The organism is Fodinibius sp. (genome assembly GCF_034521915.1).
Lineage (GTDB): Bacteria > Bacteroidota > Rhodothermia > Balneolales > Balneolaceae > Fodinibius.
The window spans coordinates 103,002-125,080 of record NZ_JAXHLU010000015.1; the positions used below are offsets into that span (position 1 = coordinate 103,002).

Sequence of the window (22,079 nt, forward strand, 5' to 3'; positions counted from 1 at the left end):
AACAAGGAGCCGTATATATAGAAGACCGCTACCATAGATTTGCTGATTGAAATAATATGTAAATATATTCTACAACGGTTTCGTGCAGCTCAAAGCATTTAATTTTTCGACCTTTGTTCTACTTTTTTGCTTGGCAGCTATGGTAGCAGGCCCCGAGCAGGGTATGGCTCAAGTTAGGCAGGACTCACTTCGTTTAACGCCTGCCCAACCAGATACATTGCCCCGGCTGCATAAACTGCCTTCCATTTCGCAACCTTTTCCGGATATGCCTCCCATGCTTTTTTACATACAGCTGCCCCAGGAGCAGACTTATGTGCAGCGCGATTCCCTGGGATCATATAATAGTCAGCGCCTGCTATTTGAGATGCCGGTTGCTTCCAGTGTTCGGATGAGCTTTGATCATTATGCGGAAGAATCGAAGCAGCGCCATCTGAAAAATAACTGGCAGCAGCTAATTCAAGAGCAACAAACAGAGGATCGGCGCAAAGAGGGTCTGCTCGATTTTAACCTTGATATACCGGGGGGAGAGGAATCTACCTTTACGACTATTTTTGGCAAGCCGGAAGTTAACCTAAGTATTAATGGTACGGCCAATATGAATGTGGGGGCTTCTATCCAAAAGACCGAAAATCCCGAGATTCCGGAAGATCAACGCCGGCAGGTTGATCCCACTTTTGAACAAAGTTTGAAGCTGAATATTCAGGGTACGATTGGAGATAAGTTGTCGATCCAAACCGACTGGGATACTGAGCGCGATTTTGACTTTATGAACCGCTTGAGCATTGTTTACGATGGATATGAGGATGAGATTTTGCAGCGGCTGGAATTGGGGAATGTGTCGATGCAAACAGGTAATTCACTGATACGGGGCGGTAGCGCTCTTTTTGGGGTAAAATCTGTAGCTCAAATTGGGTCGCTGAAATTAACATCAGTACTCTCGCAACAGGAGGGTGATAGTAAAACGGAAACGATTACAGGCGGTGCTCAAGAACAGGAAATTTCTATTCGTCCGGGCGATTATGAATCCGACAAACACTTTTTCCTGGATTTCTTTACCCGTCAGGAGTACGAAGATAATGTTTCCAATCCGCAGCAGCAGGGACAGGCTTTACAGCTAACTGAGGTTAATGTGTGGGTGCTTCGCGAGTCTTCACAATCACAAGAGGGAGAACGCCAGGCAATTGCGTTGGGAGATTTGGGTGTGGTTCAAAATCCTGACAGTACATTTATGCCACCGGATGAAGATCAGGATATATTTAATGAGGATACGCTGGCTCAATATCGCGATCCGGCACAGGGAGTATCAGCCGAAAGTTTTGGGGTTGAGGCTACATCATTTGTAGAAGGATATTTTGTTCCACTACAGGAGGGAGCTGATTATAGCCTGGATCGAAATCTGGGCTATATATCCATCAAACGTAATTTGGGTTCGCGACAGGCGCTGGCTGTTTCTTTTAAGTATCGTGATCCGCAGACTGGCGAAACGATAAGCGTTGGGGATGTGAGTCAAGGTGGAAATGATCGCATGTATTTAAAGTTATTGCGTCCACAAACGGTGACTACCTCGAATGTTCTGTGGGATCTGATGATGAAAAATGTGTATTCCTTGGGAGCAAGTAATTTAACGCAGGATGGATTAGAACTAGATATCAAATATACCGAACAAAATGTACCTAGCAGTTCCTTACCACAACGCGATCAAATTTTATTGCAGGATTTAGGGCTCGACCGGGTTGACCAGCAGGGAGCATTGAATCCGGATAATAAAATCGACTTCAGCACCATGGTATTGGAGCCTTCTACCGGCACGCTTGTTTTTCCTTATTTGGAGCCTTTTGGATCGCGCATTGAGCAGTTGCTTACAGAGACCGGGACTCCTCCTGACCGTATCAGTGATCTAACTTTTGATGAACTTTATAACGAGAAAAAGGTTAATGCGAACCAAAGCTCAAAAAATAGCTTTTATCGCATTCAGGGAAGCTCAAAGGGGAGTATTTCTTCAAGTTATTCGCTGGGATATTCGTTGGTTGAAGGATCGGTAAAAGTATTTGCTAACGGCCGCGAGCTACAGGAAGGAACCGATTATGCCGTAGACTATTCGATTGGCAGTATTACCATTTTAAATGAACAATACCTGCGCCGTGGACAGGAAATTAAAATCGAATACGAAAATAATCAGCTTACTCAGATTGGAAAAAAGAGCTTTACCGGCTTGAGGGCAGAATATCAGTTTACGGACAATATTTCGTTGGGAAGCACCTATTTTAAACTTAAAGAGCGTCCCTTGCAGGATAAGATTCGTATTGGTGATGAACCGGTAAATAACTCGGTTATTGGCGTTGATGCTAACGCTCATTTTGATACGCCGTGGCTTACGAGAATGATTGATCAAATACCCCTGTTACAGACAAAAGAGAATTCAAGCTTTACATTGAGTGGAGAGTTCGCTCATCTGAGTCCGGGCGTATCCCAGACAAGCGCAGTGAATGATGCCATTGAAAATGATCGCCTTTTTGAAGATGAAGAGAATGGACTGTCGTTCATTGATGATTTTGAAGGCTCAGATATTGGGTTGAGTTTTATGAATCCCGGCCGCTGGAATCTTGCGGCAGCACCGGCAGCAGTGCCGGGATACGGACCGGATGAAATGTTTTTTGAGGAAAATCCGCCTGAGAATCCATCGACAAATATTGCTGATAAAATTGCTCGTTCTGATCTTCGTGGAACTTTTGCATGGTACAGCATCCCACAAAATATTGATCAAATTTTAGGAGGAGTTAATTTTACGCCCGAAACCGAGCAGGTTAGGGTGACGGATGTTTTTCCAAACCGGGATGTACTTACTGAAGAAAACTTTATCAATACGCTGGATATCTATTTCGATCCCACCAAACGAGGGCCCTATAACTATAACGAGAATTTGAGAACGCTGCTGGAGGATGAACCGGAGCGCACCTGGAGTGGGATGACGACCACACTACCTTCGGGACAGGAAGACTTAACACAAAATAATATTGAATTCCTGGAATTTTGGGTTCAGTCAGTATTGCCCAATGGAAGAAGTCCATCTGCCCAAGATCTACAGGATTATGAGGGCAAAATTTATATTGATATTGGGGTCGTTTCAGAAGATGTGATTCCCAATTTTAAAACGAATACCGAGGATGGCTTGGTTCGCCGTCCCCAGGATTTACAGGAAGATAATATTAGTGGACAGTCGCGATCGTATATTCCCACACCGTTGCCGGCTCCGGAAGGGCAGTTTTCGAATGATACGCGTGAGTTGTCTGATGTAGGATTGGATGGGGCCCCGAACGAAGACGGAATTGACAACAAAAATGAGCAGAATCTGTTTTCAGGATTTATAGAATCCATGGCTTCGGAGTATGGGATTGCAAGTGATGAGTATGAGCAAATTGTAGATGATCCCTCTAATGATGATTACGTGTATTATGGAGAGAGCGAGGCTGGGAATGGGGATTTTCAGGAACGATTTTCGCGGATGTACGGCTATCACGATGGGAATACACCACCAAACGAGGGGGAAAAGCGAGCCGTAACGAACAAGCCCGATACCGAGGGATTAATTACTCCATCTATTGTTGAGCAGAACAACGCTTATTTTCAGTATGAAATTGATTGGAATCCCGCCGACTTTTCTGAGCTTGAACCGGGATCTGAGGGCACTTTTATTGTGGATAAAGTTGACGGTGCCAATCAGCAAGATCGATGGTACCAGGTGCGTCTGCCGCTGGAAGACTGGGTGCGCAAAGTGGGGGGCATCGAAAATTTCCAGAACATTTCGTATATCAGGGTATGGTTATCCGGGTATGAAAAGCCATTTACACTGCGCTTTGCTACATTTGAGCTGGTGGGTAGTCAATGGCGTCCGGCCGAAAATGTGGATCAGCAGCAGGGTACAACGCAAGGCGAATTCAATATTTCATCCGTAAATATTGAAGAAAACAGCCAGCGGCGTCCTATTCCATATCGTCAGCCCGAGGGTGCGATTAGGGCCGTTAATCGTGATCGTCAGCGGCAGACCATAGCCAACGAGCAGTCAATCACCATGAACGTGGAAAATCTGGGACCCGGTGAACTAAAGATGATGAAGCGAGTGTATCCCGGGGGATTGAATATGATTAATTACTCTAACGTGCGAATGTTTGTACATGGGGAAGGATACGATAATCGTGGTGATGCAGAATTGGTTGTACGTTTTGGTACAGATCTGACCAATAACTACTACGAGTATCGCCAACCCGTTTCGCCCTCTGATCCGAATTATCCTTACAGCACCAAGCAATTGAGCGAGATGAGTGAGGCCGAGCGTGAGATGGAGGCCGAGGAGGTCTGGCTCTACGAAGAAAATAGCATGAATATTTTACTGCGGGCCTTTAATGAATTAAAGCAGCTGCGCGATCAACAGGGGGTCGAAAGTAATACGGTTTTCGAGCGTGGAGACTTGCTGGAGGATGCCCCGCCCGGTGTGGTTATTGGGGTCAAGGGTAATCCTTCGTTGGACAGAGTTGGTGAAATTGGTATGGGCATCCAAAATCCCTTTGATCCGCAAAATCCTGATGAGGGTGGAATTGCCTCTTTGGATGGACAGTTTTGGTTTAATGAGTTGCGGGTATCGGGTTTTGATAATAAGTCGGGTTGGGCAGCCAATGCCAGAGCAGAGATGAAATTAGCCGATTTTGCTACGGTCAACGCGAATTTTAATAGAGAAACCGATGGGTTCGGTGCTCTCAATTCGCGATTAGGACAGCGCCGTATGTCTAATGTGCAGGCGTACGATCTGAACTCAACCGTAAATATGCACAAGTTTATACCAGATCGTTTTGGCTGGAATATTCCGGTATCACTTTCCACACGTCGCTCATCATCAACGCCCCGGTATTTACCTAACCAGGGTGATGTTCGGCTTTCGGAGTTTAAAAATGCAGTGCAAGCCCGAGACGATATTTCTGAGACGCAAAAACAAGAAATTATTGATCAGCGTGTTCGGGAAAGTCAAACGGTAACTGAGAGTTATTCCATCAATGTGTCGAATCTATCGAAGTCGAGGTCACAGTCAAGCCTGGCCGAATATACACTTGATAAAACAACGGTAAATTACGTCTACAACGTTACCGAGCGAAGAAATCCGCAGTACCAGCAACAGGATAACTGGAATTACAGCGGATCGGTACGGTACAATTACAGCTTTCCCCAAACAAAGGTATTTCGTCCACTCGGATTTTTAGGAGAAGTGCCGTTAATACATCCCTTGGCCGGAATAAAGCTGGGGTATACGCCGGCTTCTATCAATGCTTCGGTAGGTATGGATCGGGAGTACGACGAACAGCTTCGCAGGATTACCGATCCCGAATTTGAAAATTCACTTCAACAATCGCACAGCTTCACGTACGACACCGAATTTGGCTTTGGGTATAATCTTACGCCAAGCATCAAAACTACTTTTCGCTCTCGCACGGTGTTTGATTTATCACGAGCAGGAATTGAAGAGGCTGGTCCGGGTAATCCGATGGCCGATTCCACTCAATATTCAGTACGTCCCTCTTTTGATGTGCTAAGCGATCTTGTTTTTGATACGCTGTCATCCAGACGTAGTAACTATCAGGAGTCGTATACCGCCGGTTGGCAGCCTCAATTAAACAGAGTGAGTGCCTTAGACTGGATTAATTACTCTGCTAATTACAGCGGCGGATATCAGTGGAGAAACAGTCCTCGGGGATCAGATTTGGGGGCAAACGTATCCAATAACTTTTCGCTGAATCAGACGCTTGATTTCAATATTCGCAGTCTGCTAAATGGAATGGATTGGTATCGGAATCTGCAAAACAATGGAGGGAGGAATAACAGATCTTCGGCTGATACGACTGAAGGATTCTCAGAAGCTCAGCTGGGCAAAACGCTTGGCAGTATTGGGAAAAAAGCAGTGGGAGCTATATTGAGTATACGGTCATTGGACTTTTCTTTTAACATTTCTCAGAGTTCGCTACAAAGTGGATATGCGGGTACTTCGCCCCTGTATGATATGTTCGGACGTGACAGTGGAGAATATTCGCCCCCATTTTCGTATCGCACGGGATTTGCAAACGAAATTGGGCTCAATCGGCTGATTGATAATCCCAGCGAAACTTCCTCACTGCAGCTTCCATCAAATCGAAATTTAACGGATGATATTACCGTACGGTCGCGGTTACAGCCTTTTGATAATTTAACTGTCGACTTATCCTGGAATTCGAAATGGAATGAAACGAATACCAAGTCGATCACCATCGATCCCAATCAAAACATAAGCACGGTGCGTTCACAAAATGGATCTATTTCCTCAAGTATTTGGGCTTTTGGCAGCGGGTACGAAGCCTTCTTCAAGAAACAGCTACGTACTGCTTTTGATGATATTGGCGATAATACTGATATTACCGATCCTACCGGTAATAGCGATGGACGAACGGTATTGGGGCGAACGGCACTTCAGGAGGATTTCAGGCAGTCGTATCTTGCCTTTAGCCAGGGGGCTGTTGGTGACCGAAACTTTACACCTTTTCCATTGCCCGGTTGGCGCGTAACGTGGACGGGACTCGAAAAATTTATTCCCTATTTTGGTGATTTTATGTCCCGGGCATCAATATCACATAATTACAGCGGGACCTACCGTCTGGGATGGATTTTTAATGCTGATCAAAGCTTGTTGCCAGACATTTCGCTGGGTGCATATTCCGTTACCAATCGACGACCCGAGTTCGAGCCCCAAAGTATAAATATAGAAAAGCGATTTAGTCCTCTTGTTGGATTAAATTTAACCTGGGAATCAAATCTCCGCACGAATATTCAATATGAACAGAGCAAAGTAACGAGTCTGGCGCTGTCGAACTCAACGGTGATTGAGCGCCTATCCAGGGGATTCAAGCTGACGTTTGCCTATACCATACGAAATTTCAAAATTCCATTTTTCAAGCGATTGGATAACGCTGTGGATATTACCCTGAACGGAAGCTACATCGAAGACGAAGAAAAGAAATTTGAGCTCGATTCCGATCTTGATGAAGCGCTTGCTGCCGGACCGGATCAGATTATCAAAGATCCCGATCGAGCAGAGTTTTCAAGTACAGTAACAGGGGGACAGGCGCGCATCAACGGATCGGCCGTTATTGGATACCAGTTTTCACAGATGATACAGGCCAACTTTGAGTACAACTACAGCAAGCTTGTACCTAAAACTTCGGGTGTGTATGGTCGCACCGACCACGACATCCGGTTTAATATAGTGGTGTCGATTCGCTCGAATTAGAATGTTAAAGAATCCGCCAAGTTTTTTACCGACAAAGATTCCTAAAGTTATAAACTTTAGGAATCTTGTTTATTTAGTTTGCTTGCGGAATGAGATTCCAATTCCGAGAGTAGATAGAAACATCATCAAATAGGGCAGCCAATCCCCGAAGCGAGTATACAAAGTTTGGGATGTAAGGACAGGCACCTCATAATTAAAAGCAGTAGTTTTCCAGTAGGGAGTTTCCACTTTTATGGAGCCATCCGGCGCGATAATGCCCGAAATGCCGTTGTTGGCGCTGCGCACAATCCATCGATCGAATTCAATGGCACGCAGACGTGCGTAGGCGAAATGCTGCTCGTGTCCGCTGGTATTGCCCCACCAGCCGTCGTTGGTAATGATGGTCAGGTAGCCGGCCCCATTGCGCACGTAATTGAGAATCCAGTTGGGGAATACCGAATCGTAGCAGATTAGTGCTGGCGTTGCGGTACCATTGACCGAAAACTGGTCGGCTGTATAGCCTTTGCCATAATTTTGAATCTTATTCCAATTCACTAATCCAAAGAAATCTATTGCATCTAAAAAGTGGACAAACGGTATGCGCTCAACGATGGGTACTAAATTGTGTTTACGATACACCTCCATCTGTTTGTTTGGATAAAATCCGAGTGCGGCATTGAAGACCAAGTAGGCACCGCGCTGACTGGTGCGGGGCAGGGCAGGAACGTCATCCTCATAAAATTCAAAAAAGGTAGCGCCGGTAATGAGTGTAGCATCCCTTTTATTGGCATAGTTGGTAAGCTGTTGTTTAGTCCGGTCAGAAAAATTTCGATACCCATCAATATTCAAAATTTGATTCTGAACCGCATTCTCGGGCCAGACGATGAGCCGGGTATTTTGAGTGATTACGGAGTCTGTCAGCGACAGAAGGTGATTATTTGCTTGTTGTGCACTCTCGAATCCACCATTGGGCTCATAGGAGTCGAAATTGGGTTGGACGACCACTACTTCATGGGTCTGTTCGGGTTCTGTCTCGCTTCCCAATAAGGAAATCGAAATAGACCAAATGGGGAATATTAGCAGTACTGTTATAAGGGCAAATTTTGTCGAATACTTGGGCTTTTGCAGGTATTGGTAACCGAGGGCAGTGGTAAAAATCACCCAGAAAGAAATACCCCAGTAGCCGGTTACGGAGATATATTGCACTAACTGAGGTACGTTTGCCCATGCATTGCCCACAGCAAGCCACGGCCAGGCCAGATCCCAGAGGTGATGCAGATATTCATAGCTTAGCCAAAATGCTGTCTGCAACAGGGCGATAAACCAAGGCGGTAGGCTTTGTTGCTGTACTTTATACTGCAACATCACGGGGATAGTCATTACCGCGGCATTGGCCAGTATTGCAGCGACTCCGCCGGCAACGGTTGCCATCACCAGCCAGTAGGTGGTAATGATATTCCAGATCAGGAAAGCCGGATAGACTTTGTAAGCCGCTTCGCGGGCAGAGTCAGATAAATCAATAATACGAAAGACGAGCAGAAATGCTACGAAGATAAGAAAGGGCAGGGGCACCGGAGGATAGCTTAACCCCAGCAGGATTCCCGCCGCAATGCTTAACGTCCAGCTATTATCCCAGAATTGTCGAATTGAGTTTTTCATTCGCTGTAATCTTTTGGAGCAATAATAACGACAATTTCTCCTTTTATGTCATCTCGGAGCTGAAAGGTATCGTAGACCGATTTTATGGATCCGCGAACTATTTCCTCAAATTTTTTAGTGAGTTCGCGGCAGACCGCCATCATACGTTGATCGCCCATATATTTTCTAAGTTCTTCGAGCAGTTTCATCAGGCGGTGAGGACTTTCATAAAGCACAATGCTGCGCTCTTCTTCCACCAGTTGTTTGAGCTGTTTTTGACGCCCCTTTTTTTGCGGTAGAAAACCCTCGAAAACATATTTATCACAGGGTAATCCGCTTGCAACCAAGGCTGTTGTGGCGGCATCCGGACCGGGAATCACCGAAACTGAATGTCCGGCCTGATGAGCGGCGCGAACTGCCAGAAATCCCGGATCAGAAATTCCCGGCATACCGGCATCAGAAATAATAGCTACATTTTGTCGGGCATCTAATATATTGAGCAGGTGCTCTACTTTCTGATGCTCGTTATGTGCATGAAAGGCAAAGGTATTCGCATCTATCCCCATCTTATTGAGCAGTACGCCCGAGGTTCGCGTATCTTCACAGGCGATGTAGGAAACAGACTTAAGTGTTTTGATAGCTCTCTCGGAGATGTCCTCGAGATTTCCAATGGGCGTTGCAACAATATAGAGAGTACTCAACAGTTGTAGGTTTTTAAGGTTTTCGGGTTTTAAATCCCACCAAAAGTAACAAAAACTTATTAACTATTTCGACTGGCTATGGTAATTAAGCAAGCTGAAATTAAGGCGGAAAAAGACTATACTTAGTTGCGTTAGAAAATGAATGATAATTGAGGAATTTTATGTTATCAACTCTATTAGAATTCATCAAATAAATAGATTAACAATATTATTATGACAGATTTTAGTCCATCAGGTATTAATCACATTACTATTCGAGTGAACGATATTGAGCGCGCGGAGGAGTTTTATGGAGATGTTTTAGGATTTGAACTCCTCAGAAAAATGGGAAAAAGCATGGCGGTGTATCAGGTTGGCGAAGAGGATACGCTGGTGCTGGTTGAAGCAGAAACAAGCTACGATCCTGAATCTCGTGATTACCGGGTAGATCATTTTGGGTTTTACCTGGATTCTGAGGAGGAGGTTGACGAGATGGCAGATTATTTCCGTGAAAAGGAAGTGTCTATATTAAGTGGACCGGCCAATCGTAAGCGGGGACGATTTGTATTTATATCCGATCCCGACGGCAATATGCTGGAGTTTTTCTACGAAGAAGATGACGAATAAATATTGTGTTGGTGCGTTAGATACTAATACAAAAAGCTGACACTCTGAATCTTTGCTTCTATTGGAAATAGAACTTACGTAACTTTGTCAGCAGGTTTAGAGGTATAGGGTGATGGCATGTTATTTGCATTCTTGCATCCTAAGGAATCAAAACAGAATTTAATTGTTAAGTTAGTTTCACATGAGCGAATCCAAAGAAAGAGTAACTGAAGAACAATCGGCTGAAAATGAGCAGTCGGCTGAGCAACAAAATGATAACACTGAGGAATTATATTCTCAGTATGAAGATTTTGAAGCAGACGAGTTGCGTGAATTGCTTGTAGCACGAGATCGGAAAGTACAGGAATTGGAAGAGGAACTTGCCGAAGCGAAAGACAATCACTTGCGTAAAGCTGCTGAGCTGGAGAATTATCGCAAGCGGGTACAGCGAGAGCGTTCGCAAGTGTATGAAACAGCCAAGGCCAATGCGCTGGATGATTTTTTGGAGATTAACGATGATCTGCAGCGCACGCTAAAGGCAGCTGAAGAGCTTGAGGTTAATGATACCCTGATGGATGGGGTAAATCTTGTAGCCAGCAAATTTAATGAAGTGCTCAACAAATACGGTGTGGAACGCATCGATGAGGAAGGTGTTCCGTTTAATGTAGATCTGCACGATGCCATGATGAGGCGAAAGCCCGAAGATGATAGCATTGGCAGTGATGTTGTTCTCAATGTTGTAGAAAGTGGCTATCGCATGGGCGATCGTACCATCCGTCACGCAAAAGTAATTGTAAGCGAATAAAATTTTTAAAGGTTAGTTAGTTCAATACATGTCTAAGTTAGACTATTACGACGTACTCGGTGTAAGCAAAGATGCATCTGAAGATGAAATTAAAAAAGCCTACCGCAAGAAAGCGATGAAGTTTCACCCGGATCGTAATTCTGATGATCCGGAATCGGAACGAAAATTTAAGGAAGCTTCGGAAGCTTATGAAGTGTTAGGGGATGAACAAAAACGTAAGCAGTACGATCAATTTGGCCATCGCGGTGTAAACGGCGGTGGATTTGGAGGCGGGGCCGCCGGATTTGAAGATATCGGCTTTGAGGATATTTTTAGCCGCTTCAGCGATATTTTTGGCGGTGATTTCGGTGGCGGACGAAGTCGTTCGCGTGGACGTCGTTCTTCGGGGCAGCCCGGGTCGGATATGAAGTTGCGCATACAGCTGTCGCTTGAAGAAATTGCTTTTGGCACTGAGAAGAAGCTAAAGGTCAAAAAGCAGATCAAATGTGACGAGTGTAACGGTACCGGGGCAGAATCAGAAGAAGATTTCGAGATGTGCGGTACCTGCAATGGTACCGGTGAGGTGCGACAGGTTCGCAAAACGATGCTCGGTCAGATGGTAAATGTACAGCCGTGCCCCGAATGCCGTGGCGAGGGACGCATTATCCGTAACAAATGTTCAAAATGTAATGGCGAAGGTCGCTATCAAGGCGAAAAAACCGTTAAGGTAAATGTTCCGTCAGGCGTATCCGAAGGCAACTACATAACGCTGCGCGGAAAAGGGAATGCCGGTAAACGCGGCGGAGAAGCGGGATCGCTGGTTGTATTGATCGAAGAGAAAGAGCACGAACATTTTGAGCGGGACGGAAACGATATTTATTACGATCTGGTGCTGAGTGTGCCCGATGCTGTTCTGGGTACCGAAGTTGAAGTGCCGACACTTAAAGGCAAGGCAAAAATCAACATTGAGCCAGGTATTCAGCCGGGCAAACTGTTGCGAATGAGCGAAAAAGGCATTCACGGGCTTAATCGCTCGGGAATTGGCGATCAATATGTGAGAGTGAATGTTTATATCCCGAAAAATCTCTCCGATGAAGAGCGCGAGCACATAAAAGCGCTTAGAGGCAAGGATCATTTTAAAGCATCAAACAAAGAAGATGACGGCAAGGGATTCTTCTCTAAAATAAAAGATGTGTTTACGTAGGATATAGCTTATTGTGTATTTCGTAGGGTTTTAATATATATTTTCTACGCAAAGCAATATTTCACTTTTCGCTCATCCATTCATCAAAAGCTTTTGCAAATCGTATTGGTGATTCCGGATCCATGTTGAAGTAGAGCGATGGCTCGATGAGTTCTAGCTCCATCAGAGCAAAGGTATTTTCTGTTGTGCGGACGTAATCGGCGCGTGTATAGAGTGGTTCGGGCTGGATCATATCACGCATGGTACGTGCAACATCTATTAGCTCTTTTTCCGGTTCAACCAACGTTAACCTGCCACCGTGTTCTTCCTGTACGCGAAAGTCGTTGGTTTTGGGCGTTTTTAGAATGGTGTGGCTGTAGGTATCTCCAAAAAAGAAGACTGAAAATTCGCCCTCCTTAGTGATATAATCCATAAATGGCTGCACTAAAAAGGGTCGATTGTTGAAAATGGTTTTCAGATCGTCAACAAAGATGTCATAGTTCGATTTATGAATACGAAATGTATCATCAGCACCGGCACTGATGGTCGGTTTAATCACGATCTCTTCTGATTTTAAATCAGAAAAAACAGAAGGGAACAGATCTGAATGAAAGGACTGATACCACTGGCTTGGGACAATCTCAATGCCGCTGGATTCAAGATCACGGAGGTAGGTTTTATCAATATTCCATTTAACGATTTCAAGACTGTTTTCGAGCACTGCATCCGATTGTTCGATCTCGGTCAATACATCCAAAAAAGCCTGAGGGTCTTTTTGATAGTCCCACGGACTGCGGATAATGACAGCATCATAGGTATTCCAATCCACATTATTGCTACGCCAGGAAACCTCCTCGGCATGCCACCCCAACTCTTTGAGTGGCTCAAAGAGCAGATGATCATATACTTCAAAATCATCGAGGTTATCCATCGAAAGAAAGGCGCAGTTTTTCATCGTAGTTTGAATTATTGTCGTTTAAATTTGCGCTAAAGATAGGGTACGATATTATCAGCACCAAGTTGATTGCTAATTGGTTCCTTCTATAGACATAAATTTCCAGTATCGCTAATCCAATTGTTGGACTTTTGAATATCAAAATTATTATTGGACAACATCTGCCGTAATTTACCAAGCGAACGCGTGTTTATATATTCAGGGCTGGACCAGCGTATCAACGTGTTTAGTATTCTGAAGAATCCTTCTCGATTCCAATCCAGGATGTAGAGTTTTCCGCCCGGTTTAAGGAGTTTATAAAACCGATTCAAAACCTGATCCTGTTTTTCATAAAAGTGAAAAGAGTTCAGGCAGATAATTTTAGTAAAATAATTCTGCGGATAGGAGAGATCCTGAACCTTCTGATTCTTAAAGCTGATTATGGGCTTGTCGGAAAACCGTTGGCGGGCAATAGAAAGCATTTCCTCGGAGGGATCATTAATCACAAAATATGTGAAAGAATAATTTTGGTCGACTAGGTTTTTGGCAAGTAATCCCGTACCACCACTGATATCCAAAATAACATCTGATGATTCTATTACGATATGTTTGATTAGACTTTGGTGTGTGTGCTCGAGATACTTATGCCACTTTTGTTCATAATTTGCTGCTTTACGATTATAGTGGGTGATGGTAGAGTCAGCCAAAGCAACTTATTTTGTTAATAGTCGTGATGAATTAAGCAATATCCCGACATCGGGCAGTGACTGAGCCGCTGCGGCTAAAACGGGAGGAAGGATGCCGAATGCCGCGAGGGAAAGTCCCACTAAATTATAAACGGTCGTAAATCCGAAATTCCACTTGATAATACCCATCGTTTTGTTGGCGGACATAAAAAGTTCGGGCACCAGGTTCCAGTCATCGCGCATAAGGGTGATATCTGCCGTCTCGATGGCTACATCAGTGCCGGTTGTTCCCATAGCGATGCCTACATCGGCCTGCGCAAGGGCAGGAGCATCATTGACGCCATCCCCGATCATCACCACGGTTTGACCATTTGACTGATATTGTTTTACGATATTAATTTTGTCTTCAGGCAAGAGTTCAGCTCTGAAATCGATATTTAATTTATTTGCTAAATGGCGGGCCGTTTCGGTATTATCTCCCGTCAAAAGCTCAATAGCACCAAACGAATGTTGTTCACGTAGATTTTTAAGAGCAATGCCTGCTTCGGAGCGTTCAGCGTCTTGGGCAGCAAGCACTCCAATCGGCCGCCCATCTTTTTGCACGATGATAGCGGTTTTACCTTCTTCTTTAATGCTGGTGATGGTTGATCGGATATCTTGCTTACCGTTTTCAAGCAAGCGCTCATTACCAACGGTAACGGTATAATCTTCAAACGAAGCACGAACACCATTGGCGGTAATTTCTTCAAAGTTATCGGGTTTTTGTAAATTCAGATGACGTTTTCGGGCCGCTTCAACAACAGCTTTGCCGAGGGGATGATCTGAGTATTGCTCGGCACTGGCCGCCATAATGAGCAGTTCTCCCTCGGTAATACCGTTGAGAGGAATAATTTTTGAAATTTCGGGTCGGCCAAAAGTGAGCGTCCCGGTTTTATCGATCAGTAAAACATCGGCGCGGGCAAGGGCTTCAATATATTTTCCACCTTTGATAAGTACCCCACGTTTTGCATTGGATCCCACCGAAGCCAGCAGGGCAACGGGGGTTGCAAGAGCAAATGCGCAGGCACAGGCTACCACCATAACGGCAACGGTTGCCATCAGGTCCCCGCTGATGAGATAGGTTAACACTGCAATGAGAGATACTACCGGCAGATACCAGGCCGAGAATTTATCGGCGTAACGCTGTACAGCACCTTTTTGGGATTCGGCTTCTTCCACCATGTTAATAATTTTGCCAAACGTGGAATCACTTCCGATTGCTTCTGCACGTAGAGTTAGAAACCCGCCCTGTGCTATGGTAGATGCAAAAACACTGGACCCTTCCGTTTTTTCAATCGGCATGGATTCACCGGTTATGGGTGATTCGTCTATGGTGGCTTGTCCGTCAATTACCGTTCCATCTACAGGTATTTTTCCGCCCGGGCGCACTAAAATATGATCTCCCTTTTTAACCTGATCAATGGGGATTTCCTTTTCGGTACCGTCCCGCAATACGGTGGCTGTTTGCGGTGCAAGCTTTGTTAATGAGCGAAGTGAATCGCGGGCTTTTTCGGTAGTATAATTTTCGATATAATCGCCGGTGCGCATAAAAAATACGACAATGCCGGCCGTTACCCATTCTCCGGCAGCCAAAGCGGTCAGTGAACCCAGAGCCATAAGCGCGTGTGGGGTAACGAGTCCCTTTTTAGCGGCCACAATAACCTGCTTGAATACAGGATAACCCATTAAAAGTACCAAAGTAGCACCTGCCCAGAATGGAACCCACTCTGTTAACGCTTGAAAAAGTCCCAGCCATTCTCCGGCAATAACGACCAGTAAAATCGCCCCGAAAACGAGTCCGAATAGTCTGAAAGATTTCTGGGCTTTTTCTTTTAGTGATTCGTTTTCCTTCTGAGATTTATCAGAAGTTTTATCGGGAATATGATAGCCAATGTCCTCGACAACTTTTTTAAAGGACTGGATGTCAGGCTGATTATTTTTTGTTTGAATTTTGGCTTTCTCGGCTGAAAGAAAGACTTCCACTGATTCTACTTCCTCAAGCTGTTCAAGTGCACTTTTTACGTTGTTGGCACAGCCCGTGCAGTCCATACCTTTGACCGTGAGTTGAATCTCTTTTTTACTCATTATTTTCTAAGTCGTTAGTTGAGTCATATCGCGTGCAATTATACACCCCTTTGGCAACTTCTGAGAGAAGCTGTTCAGATTTTTGCAGGATCATTGTTATGCGGGGATCACTTAGGCTATAGTAGATATAACGCCCGTCTCGCTCTTTTTTTACAAGATTACAGTCAGCCAGACAGCGCAAGTGATTTGAGACATTTGGTTGAGAGAGCCCGGTAATTTCTACTAATTCTCCGACGCTTCTCTTACCATTGCGAAGCACCTCAATGAGCATTAATCTGGAGGGATCAGCAAAACCGCGAAACAATTTCGCCTTTATTTGAATGGCTTGTTCATCGAGCAATAATTTATCCGTATCCATAAACTATTAATATATTATTATATAGTGATATAAAATACAGATAACGGATGTTAATTGAAACTTATTCTGGGTATTGAAATGCCTACTAAGAAAAAAAGCCCCGGAATTATTTCCGAGGCTTTTAATAAATAAAAAAGTAAAACTTATCGCCGATTGCCGGCTTGTTCTTTGGGACGTGCTTTGTTCACTTTTACAGTACGGCCATTGATTTCGGCGCCATCGAGCTCATCGATAGCAGCTTGGGCTTCGTCATTATTTTCCATCTCTACGAAACCAAATCCTTTTGAGCGACCGGTTTCGCGGTCCTTGATTACCTTGGCAGAAGTTACATCACCAAATTCTTCAAATACTTCCATTAAATCTTGATCTGAAACCTTAAAGGAAAGGTTTCCTACGTAAATATTCATTCGTCTAATACCAATTTATTATAGGTTAATGCAGGACTCGTAATAGCTCCCACAAATATAATATTACGACGTTTTCAAATAGAAAAGAAATTAATTTTTTGATCTGACAGCCAGATTCATTTCCATGGATTCTAGTCTGTGGTTCTTTAAGTGAAGGAGATCAACACTTACAGCTTTTTGTACATATAAAGATGATCTCGATACTCACCATCGAAATGGAGGGCATCCGGGATACGTCCAGCTTCAGTGAAATCAAACTTTTTGAGGAGCGCAATACTGGGTTTATTTCCACTTACTAAAATGGCAACGGCAATTCGGTAGTTTGTGTCTCTGCAAAATTGAAGACCATATTGTACCAGCTCAGTAGCTATACCTTGGTCGTGATGGTCGTAATCTACGTAGTAGCTTATTTCAATGACCTCATTCAATGCTTGTCGGTCAGAGCGGTAAGGGGAGACCGAAAGCCAGCCAAGCACGGTATCATCATCCAGATAAACAAAAACAGGGTGGGTATTGCTGGGATGATTACTAAGCCATTGTCTTCGCTGTTTTAGAGAAACCGGCTGAGTATGTGCCGTTCGCAATCCATCTGCTACAGCCTGATTGTAGATGTCATTTATGGCTTTAAGATGTTCAGGCTCGGCCCGTGTAATCATTAATGAAGAAGGTCGGGACGTAACTAAGAGTTAACTTTTGATTTCTTTTTACCTACTTGTTCCTCCTGTCGTTTTTCGCAGGCTTCGGTATCCTGACAAGTTCCAAAAAAGTGGAGGGAATGCCCTGTAATGTTAAATTTGTGGATTTTCTCCATCATCGTTTTGATCTCCTGAATTCGGGGATCGCAAAATTCTAAGACTGTACCACATTTTTTACAGATGATGTGATCGTGTTGCTGGTAAGCATAAGCACGCTCATAATAATATTGATTTTCACCGAACTGCTGCCGTTGAACCAGTCCGCATTCCACCAAAAGATCAAGCGTATTATAAACCGTTGCACGGGAGACGCGGGTACCGCCTTCTTTCATATTGAAGAAGATATCATCGGCATCAAAGTGACCGTCGGCACTGTAAATCTCTTCCAAAACCATAAACCGCTCGGGCGTTTGCCGTTGATTATGCTCTTTGAGATAAGAGCTAAAAATCTCCTTTACTAAATCGATTGTTTCTTCACTTGCGGGGTGAGCCATAAAAAGAGGATCAATTTTTCTTTTAATATAAGGATTTGGGCTTCTTAAAAAAATTCATTCACTACTCTTGTAACCATTAAGACTGTAAATATTGGAGGGGTGCTGAATTTTCGATTCAGAATGTTATATTCGAGCTGTACAAATAGATTAAGATCAGTGGTTCTAAACAGTAACTAACTTTTGATTTATGCCCACAGTTGTAGCTTTTGAAACGTTAACGGAACTGTTTCTAAACTTATCTAAAAAATATAAAGGGACCGATAAAACAGCATTTGCCCGTAAACCCAAGACGGATGAACCTTACGAAACCATAACCTGGGATCAGGTCTATGAAGACGCTCATTCGCTGGCGGCCTATATGGTAAAGCACGGTATCGAGGCCGGAGATCGAGTAGCTATCCTCAGTGAAAACCGTTATGAGTGGGCCGTTGTTGATTTGGCTTTGCAATTGATTGGGGCAATAAATGTATCCCTGTACACCTCGCTGCCGCCCAAGCAGTGTGAGTATATCTTAAAGAATTCTGAGGCAGAAATGTTCTTTGTGTCTACGGGGATTCAGCTTAAGAAAGCGCGCGAAGTATTTGATAACTGTGAGGATTTAAATCGTGTTATTGCTTTTGACGAGCCCAATATTTCCAGTTACCTGGACGATGCTTACATTTCTCTTTTTGATGATGCTATGGCTGAGGGAGTGAAACAGTTGCCAAAGGTGGAAGACGAAATTGATCGACGAAGTAAGGCTATTGAGCCGGAGGACTTGGCAACGCTTATTTATACCTCAGGTACAACCGGAAAACCGAAGGGTGCAATGCTTACACACCGCAATATTGTGAGCAATATAAAGGCAGCTCATCAGCGTATCGATATTATGGAAACGGATCGCTGTTTATCATTTTTGCCGCTTTGCCATTCGTTTGAACGGACGGCCGGATACTATGCAATGATGGCGGGCGGAGCGGAGATCTACTACGCCGAAAGTGTGGATACGGTGGCAAAAAATATGACAGAGGCTAATCCCACGATTATTATAAGTGTGCCGCGGCTCTTTGAGAAGATCTTTAATCTTGTTTCTAAGAGTGTAGAAGAGGGCAGTGCCATTAAGCAGAAAATTTTTAACTGGGCGCAGAAAGTGGGTCGAAAATATGCCGATGGACAGCGCGGATTGGTATCGATGCAGAAAAAGCTGGCCGATAAGCTGGTATTTAATAAGCTGAAAGAACGTACTGGTGGACGTATTCGCTTTTTTGTTTCGGGTGGAGCTGCACTACCAGCAGAAATAGGTCATTTCTTTATGGGAGCCGGACTCCATATCATTGAGGGCTATGGGCTAACTGAGACATCGCCTGTTATGTGTTGCAATACCTACGGTGATGAGCAGATGGGTACGGTTGGCAAAGTGTTGCCCGGAGTTACAGTAGCTATTCAGCGGTTGGAGGATAGTAAAATTGTTGCTGAGATCAGCGGGGAGGATTATCCGACGGATCATGATTCTGAGCAGGGCGAAATTTTGTGTAAGGGTCCCAATGTGATGGAGGGTTACTGGAAGAATGAGGAGGCGACCCGCGAAATGATCGATGATGACGGTTATTTGCATACTGGGGATGTGGGAAAATTTGTGGATGGAAAACTGCAGATTACTGATCGAATTAAGCATATGATCGTAAATGCGGGTGGTAAAAATATTTATCCAGGACCGATTGAGGATCTGTTTAAAACCAGTAAGTGGATTGATCAACTGGTGGTTGTGGGTGAACGTCAGCCCTATATGGCGGCCTTAATAGTACCGGATTTTGAAGTGCTTGAAGCTCATGCCAAGGAGGAGGGAATTGAATATGATTCTATCGAAGATCTGATCCAAAAAGGTGAGATACAGAAAATTTATAACAAAGAATTACGGAGTCACTCCAAAGATTTGGCATCACACGAAAAATTGCGGGACTTCCGCATTGTACCCAACGAGTTTACAGTTGAGTCTGGTGAGTTAACTCCTACTCTAAAGATAAAGCGCCGAATTGTTGAGGATAAATACGGTCATCTTATTGATGATATTTTTTCTGATTAATAAAAGCCTTAGCAAAACCCCTACTGTCATCGCGCCTTGTTCCGCCCATGCGGGGAATGTAATGTAGCTAACATCCGCAACAACGCTAGTCATTGCGAGCGAAGCGTGGCAATCTACTGGAAATAGTTGTCTGCCTAATAAAAGATTACCCCTCAGATCCTACGCGAATTTCATCGAGGAGATTACCGCGGTCGGGCAAGCCGACCTCGTAATGACACTGCTTTTTTATGTGGTTTCTACTGGTAGTGGCATTGCCTAAAATAAATGACAAGCTCATTTTCCGGGTTTTGTAAAGGCCTCTAATACTTGAAATTACCAATAAATCAGAAAATTGTTTGCTCAGTTATTTATAAAACGGCAGATGGTTCAGGCATTCGTCTATGCTTTCTGCTGTTTTTAATAACGTTCGATTTGATTCGGTAATAAATTTATTTTCGACAGCCTCGTCAATAAACTCAATCAACTTATCGTAGTACCCATCAATATTGAATATAATTACTGTCTTTTCATGGATGCCAAGCTGTAGCCAGGTGATGGCTTCCATTAGCTCTTCGAACGTGCCAAAGCCGCCGGGTAGGGCGATAAACGCATCAGATAATTCGGCCATCATCGCTTTCCGTTCATGCATGGTATCGGTGATATGCAGGGCGGTGAGATTTTCGTGAGCGACCTCCATATCATATAGATGCTGTGGAATTACACCGTGGACTTGTCCGCCGCGAGAAAGAGTAGCATTGGCAATTTTATTCATTAATCCTACCGACCCGCCGCCATAAACCAGTCCAATATTATTGGATGCCAAGGCATGTCCCAATGCTTTGGTCTGCGGGATAAAGGAAGAATTATTACCAGTTTTGGATCCGCAGTAAACGCAAACTCGTTTTTTAAAACTCATACTTTAGCTGTTGACATCATGCGTTCTACGACAACTTCGATTTTTTCGAGAAAGTAGTCGATCTCTTCAATTGTATTTTGTTTACCCAGGCTGATACGAATACTTGAATTGGCAATTTTATCTTCGAGTCCGATGCCACTTAGCACATGGGAGGGTTCCATAGCCCCTGAAGTGCAGGCCGATCCGTTCGACACACAAATGTTTTCCACATCTAGATTTAGAATGAGCATCTCTCCGTCGATACCACTTCCGTTTGAATCCTTAAAGGAGACATTAATAATATGGGGAACGCCATTTTTAGTATCCCCATTAATGTGGTAGCGATCTCCAAATTTTTCATCAAGTCCGCTAATAAGCTTTTTGCGCAATTTGATGAAGTGTTTACGATGGTCGTCCATTTCGTTTTGTGCCAGTCCCATTGCTTTTGCCAAGCCTATGATGCCGGGAACATTTAGCGTGCCACCGCGTCGACGTCGTTCTTGCGAACCTCCGTGCATCCAGGGAATCCATGGTGTGGCATGACGCATATACATCACCCCAATACCTTTTGGGCCGTAAATTTTATGTCCGCTGATGCTCAAAAAATCGAGTCCCAGCTCATCCACATCAACCGGAATTTTACCAACGCTTTGAACGGTATCAGAATGGAAGGGAATGTTGTGTTCTTTACAAACTTTGCTGATTTCTGCTAAAGGATTGATGGAGCCAATTTCGTTATTGACGTGCATTAGCGAAACCATCGCCGTATTATCGTTGATCGCTTTCCTCGACTTTCTCCGCGGTGATAATCCCTTTAGAATTCGGCTCCAAGTACACAGGCTTGGCTCCATGGCGTTTTAAAGCCTCAGCGGTATGCAGTACGGCATGATGTTCAAGCGGAGAAGTGATGACTTCTGTTTTGCCCGTAGCGTTAACAACTCCTTTAATGGCACTGTTGTCACTTTCAGTACCTCCACTGGTAAAGATAATTTCGGCAGGTTCGGCACCGATCATTTCGGCAATATTCTCCCTTGCTTCCTCAACAGCAACTTTGGCATTATTACCTAATCCGTGGGGAGAATTGGCATTTCCATAGTGCTTCGTAAAGTAAGGGCTCATTGCTTCAAGTACGCGCTCATCCACCGGAGTAGTAGCGGCATGATCGAAATAAACGGTATCCATATCTACATTTTTAGTTTTTTAATTGATCAATCAAAGATATTTAATTTTGGATAGAAAAGCAGGGTTTGACTGTACTCATAGTTTATAGTA

Annotated in this window: 17 protein-coding genes; 5 read left to right on the plus strand and 12 right to left on the minus strand. The window is 44.1% G+C overall.

The annotated features are described in order from the left end of the window. Positions 1–163 precede the first annotated feature (163 nt). Complete coding sequence (sprA, locus tag U5J89_RS10665) at positions 164–7,303, plus strand: cell surface protein SprA (RefSeq protein WP_322575614.1); 7,140 nt, start codon at positions 164–166, stop codon at positions 7,301–7,303. Between the two features lie 69 nt (positions 7,304–7,372). Here the strand turns inward: sprA and lnt are convergent, their stop codons facing one another. Together lnt and rsmI are read right to left on the minus strand one after the other, a co-directional pair. Continuing rightward, complete coding sequence (gene lnt, locus U5J89_RS10670; protein ID WP_322575615.1) at positions 7,373–8,941, minus strand: apolipoprotein N-acyltransferase; 1,569 nt, start codon at positions 8,939–8,941, stop codon at positions 7,373–7,375. Beyond that, positions 8,938–9,621 carry a 16S rRNA (cytidine(1402)-2'-O)-methyltransferase gene (gene rsmI / locus U5J89_RS10675; RefSeq protein ID WP_322575616.1) on the minus strand — a complete coding sequence of 228 codons (684 nt, stop codon included), beginning with the start codon at positions 9,619–9,621 and terminating at the stop codon, positions 8,938–8,940. Before rsmI ends, lnt begins: the two co-directional genes overlap by 4 nt. Positions 9,622–9,834: 213 nt before the next feature. On the opposite strand from rsmI, the gene U5J89_RS10680 reads away from it, so the two are divergent. The 3 genes from U5J89_RS10680 to dnaJ all read left to right on the plus strand — a co-directional run bounded on the left by U5J89_RS10680 (position 9,835) and on the right by dnaJ (position 12,194). Further along, positions 9,835–10,227 (plus strand): VOC family protein, encoded by a 393-nt coding sequence (locus tag U5J89_RS10680; protein WP_322575617.1) that lies wholly within the window; start codon positions 9,835–9,837, stop codon positions 10,225–10,227. 181 nt (positions 10,228–10,408) lie between these two features. Further along, positions 10,409–11,011, plus strand: coding sequence for a nucleotide exchange factor GrpE (locus U5J89_RS10685; RefSeq protein ID WP_322575618.1), 603 nt, complete (start codon positions 10,409–10,411; stop codon positions 11,009–11,011). Between the two features lie 28 nt (positions 11,012–11,039). Next, positions 11,040–12,194, plus strand: a complete 1,155-nt coding sequence (gene dnaJ, locus U5J89_RS10690; protein WP_322575619.1) for a molecular chaperone DnaJ — start codon at positions 11,040–11,042, stop codon at positions 12,192–12,194. Between the two features lie 61 nt (positions 12,195–12,255). On the opposite strand, the gene U5J89_RS10695 is transcribed toward dnaJ, so the two are convergent. From U5J89_RS10695 to U5J89_RS10725, 7 genes are all read right to left on the minus strand, one after another. Next, the gene (locus U5J89_RS10695; RefSeq protein WP_322575620.1) at positions 12,256–13,128 is read right to left on the minus strand and encodes a hypothetical protein; all 873 of its coding nucleotides are present in this window, start codon (positions 13,126–13,128) and stop codon (positions 12,256–12,258) included. A gap of 86 nt (positions 13,129–13,214) precedes the next feature. Beyond that, positions 13,215–13,814: a class I SAM-dependent methyltransferase gene (locus tag U5J89_RS10700; protein ID WP_322575621.1), complete on the minus strand. Its 600-nt coding sequence runs from the start codon at positions 13,812–13,814 to the stop codon at positions 13,215–13,217. A 6-nt stretch (positions 13,815–13,820) separates the two neighbouring features. Continuing rightward, entirely contained in the window at positions 13,821–15,917 is a 2,097-nt protein-coding gene (locus tag U5J89_RS10705; protein ID WP_322575622.1) for a cation-translocating P-type ATPase, read from the minus strand. Continuing rightward, positions 15,910–16,275: a metalloregulator ArsR/SmtB family transcription factor gene (locus U5J89_RS10710; RefSeq protein WP_322575623.1), complete on the minus strand. Its 366-nt coding sequence runs from the start codon at positions 16,273–16,275 to the stop codon at positions 15,910–15,912. The genes U5J89_RS10705 and U5J89_RS10710 overlap by 8 nt, the downstream gene beginning before the upstream one ends. Positions 16,276–16,418: 143 nt before the next feature. After that, a complete protein-coding gene (locus tag U5J89_RS10715; protein ID WP_322575624.1) occupies positions 16,419–16,682 on the minus strand; it encodes an RNA-binding protein in 264 nt (87 codons plus the stop codon). A 167-nt stretch (positions 16,683–16,849) separates the two neighbouring features. Further along, a complete protein-coding gene (locus tag U5J89_RS10720) occupies positions 16,850–17,338 on the minus strand; it encodes an N-acetyltransferase family protein (RefSeq protein WP_322575625.1) in 489 nt (162 codons plus the stop codon). A 23-nt stretch (positions 17,339–17,361) separates the two neighbouring features. Further along, entirely contained in the window at positions 17,362–17,871 is a 510-nt protein-coding gene (locus U5J89_RS10725) for a transcriptional repressor (protein WP_322575626.1), read from the minus strand. Between the two features lie 187 nt (positions 17,872–18,058). On the opposite strand from U5J89_RS10725, the gene U5J89_RS10730 reads away from it, so the two are divergent. Next, a complete protein-coding gene (locus tag U5J89_RS10730; protein WP_322575627.1) occupies positions 18,059–19,933 on the plus strand; it encodes a long-chain fatty acid--CoA ligase in 1,875 nt (624 codons plus the stop codon). Positions 19,934–20,276: 343 nt separating this feature from the next. Here U5J89_RS10730 and U5J89_RS10735 read toward each other — a convergent pair whose 3' ends face one another. Genes U5J89_RS10735 through U5J89_RS10745 form a run of 3 tightly spaced genes read right to left on the minus strand, consistent with a single transcriptional unit; the run spans position 20,277 to position 21,989 of the window. After that, complete coding sequence (locus U5J89_RS10735) at positions 20,277–20,828, minus strand: TIGR00730 family Rossman fold protein (RefSeq protein ID WP_322575628.1); 552 nt, start codon at positions 20,826–20,828, stop codon at positions 20,277–20,279. Beyond that, positions 20,825–21,568, minus strand: coding sequence for a cysteine desulfurase family protein (locus U5J89_RS10740; protein ID WP_322575629.1), 744 nt, complete (start codon positions 21,566–21,568; stop codon positions 20,825–20,827). Before U5J89_RS10740 ends, U5J89_RS10735 begins: the two co-directional genes overlap by 4 nt. 7 nt (positions 21,569–21,575) lie before the next feature. Further along, positions 21,576–21,989: an aminotransferase class V-fold PLP-dependent enzyme gene (locus U5J89_RS10745; RefSeq protein ID WP_322575630.1), complete on the minus strand. Its 414-nt coding sequence runs from the start codon at positions 21,987–21,989 to the stop codon at positions 21,576–21,578. Positions 21,990–22,079: the final 90 nt, after the last annotated feature.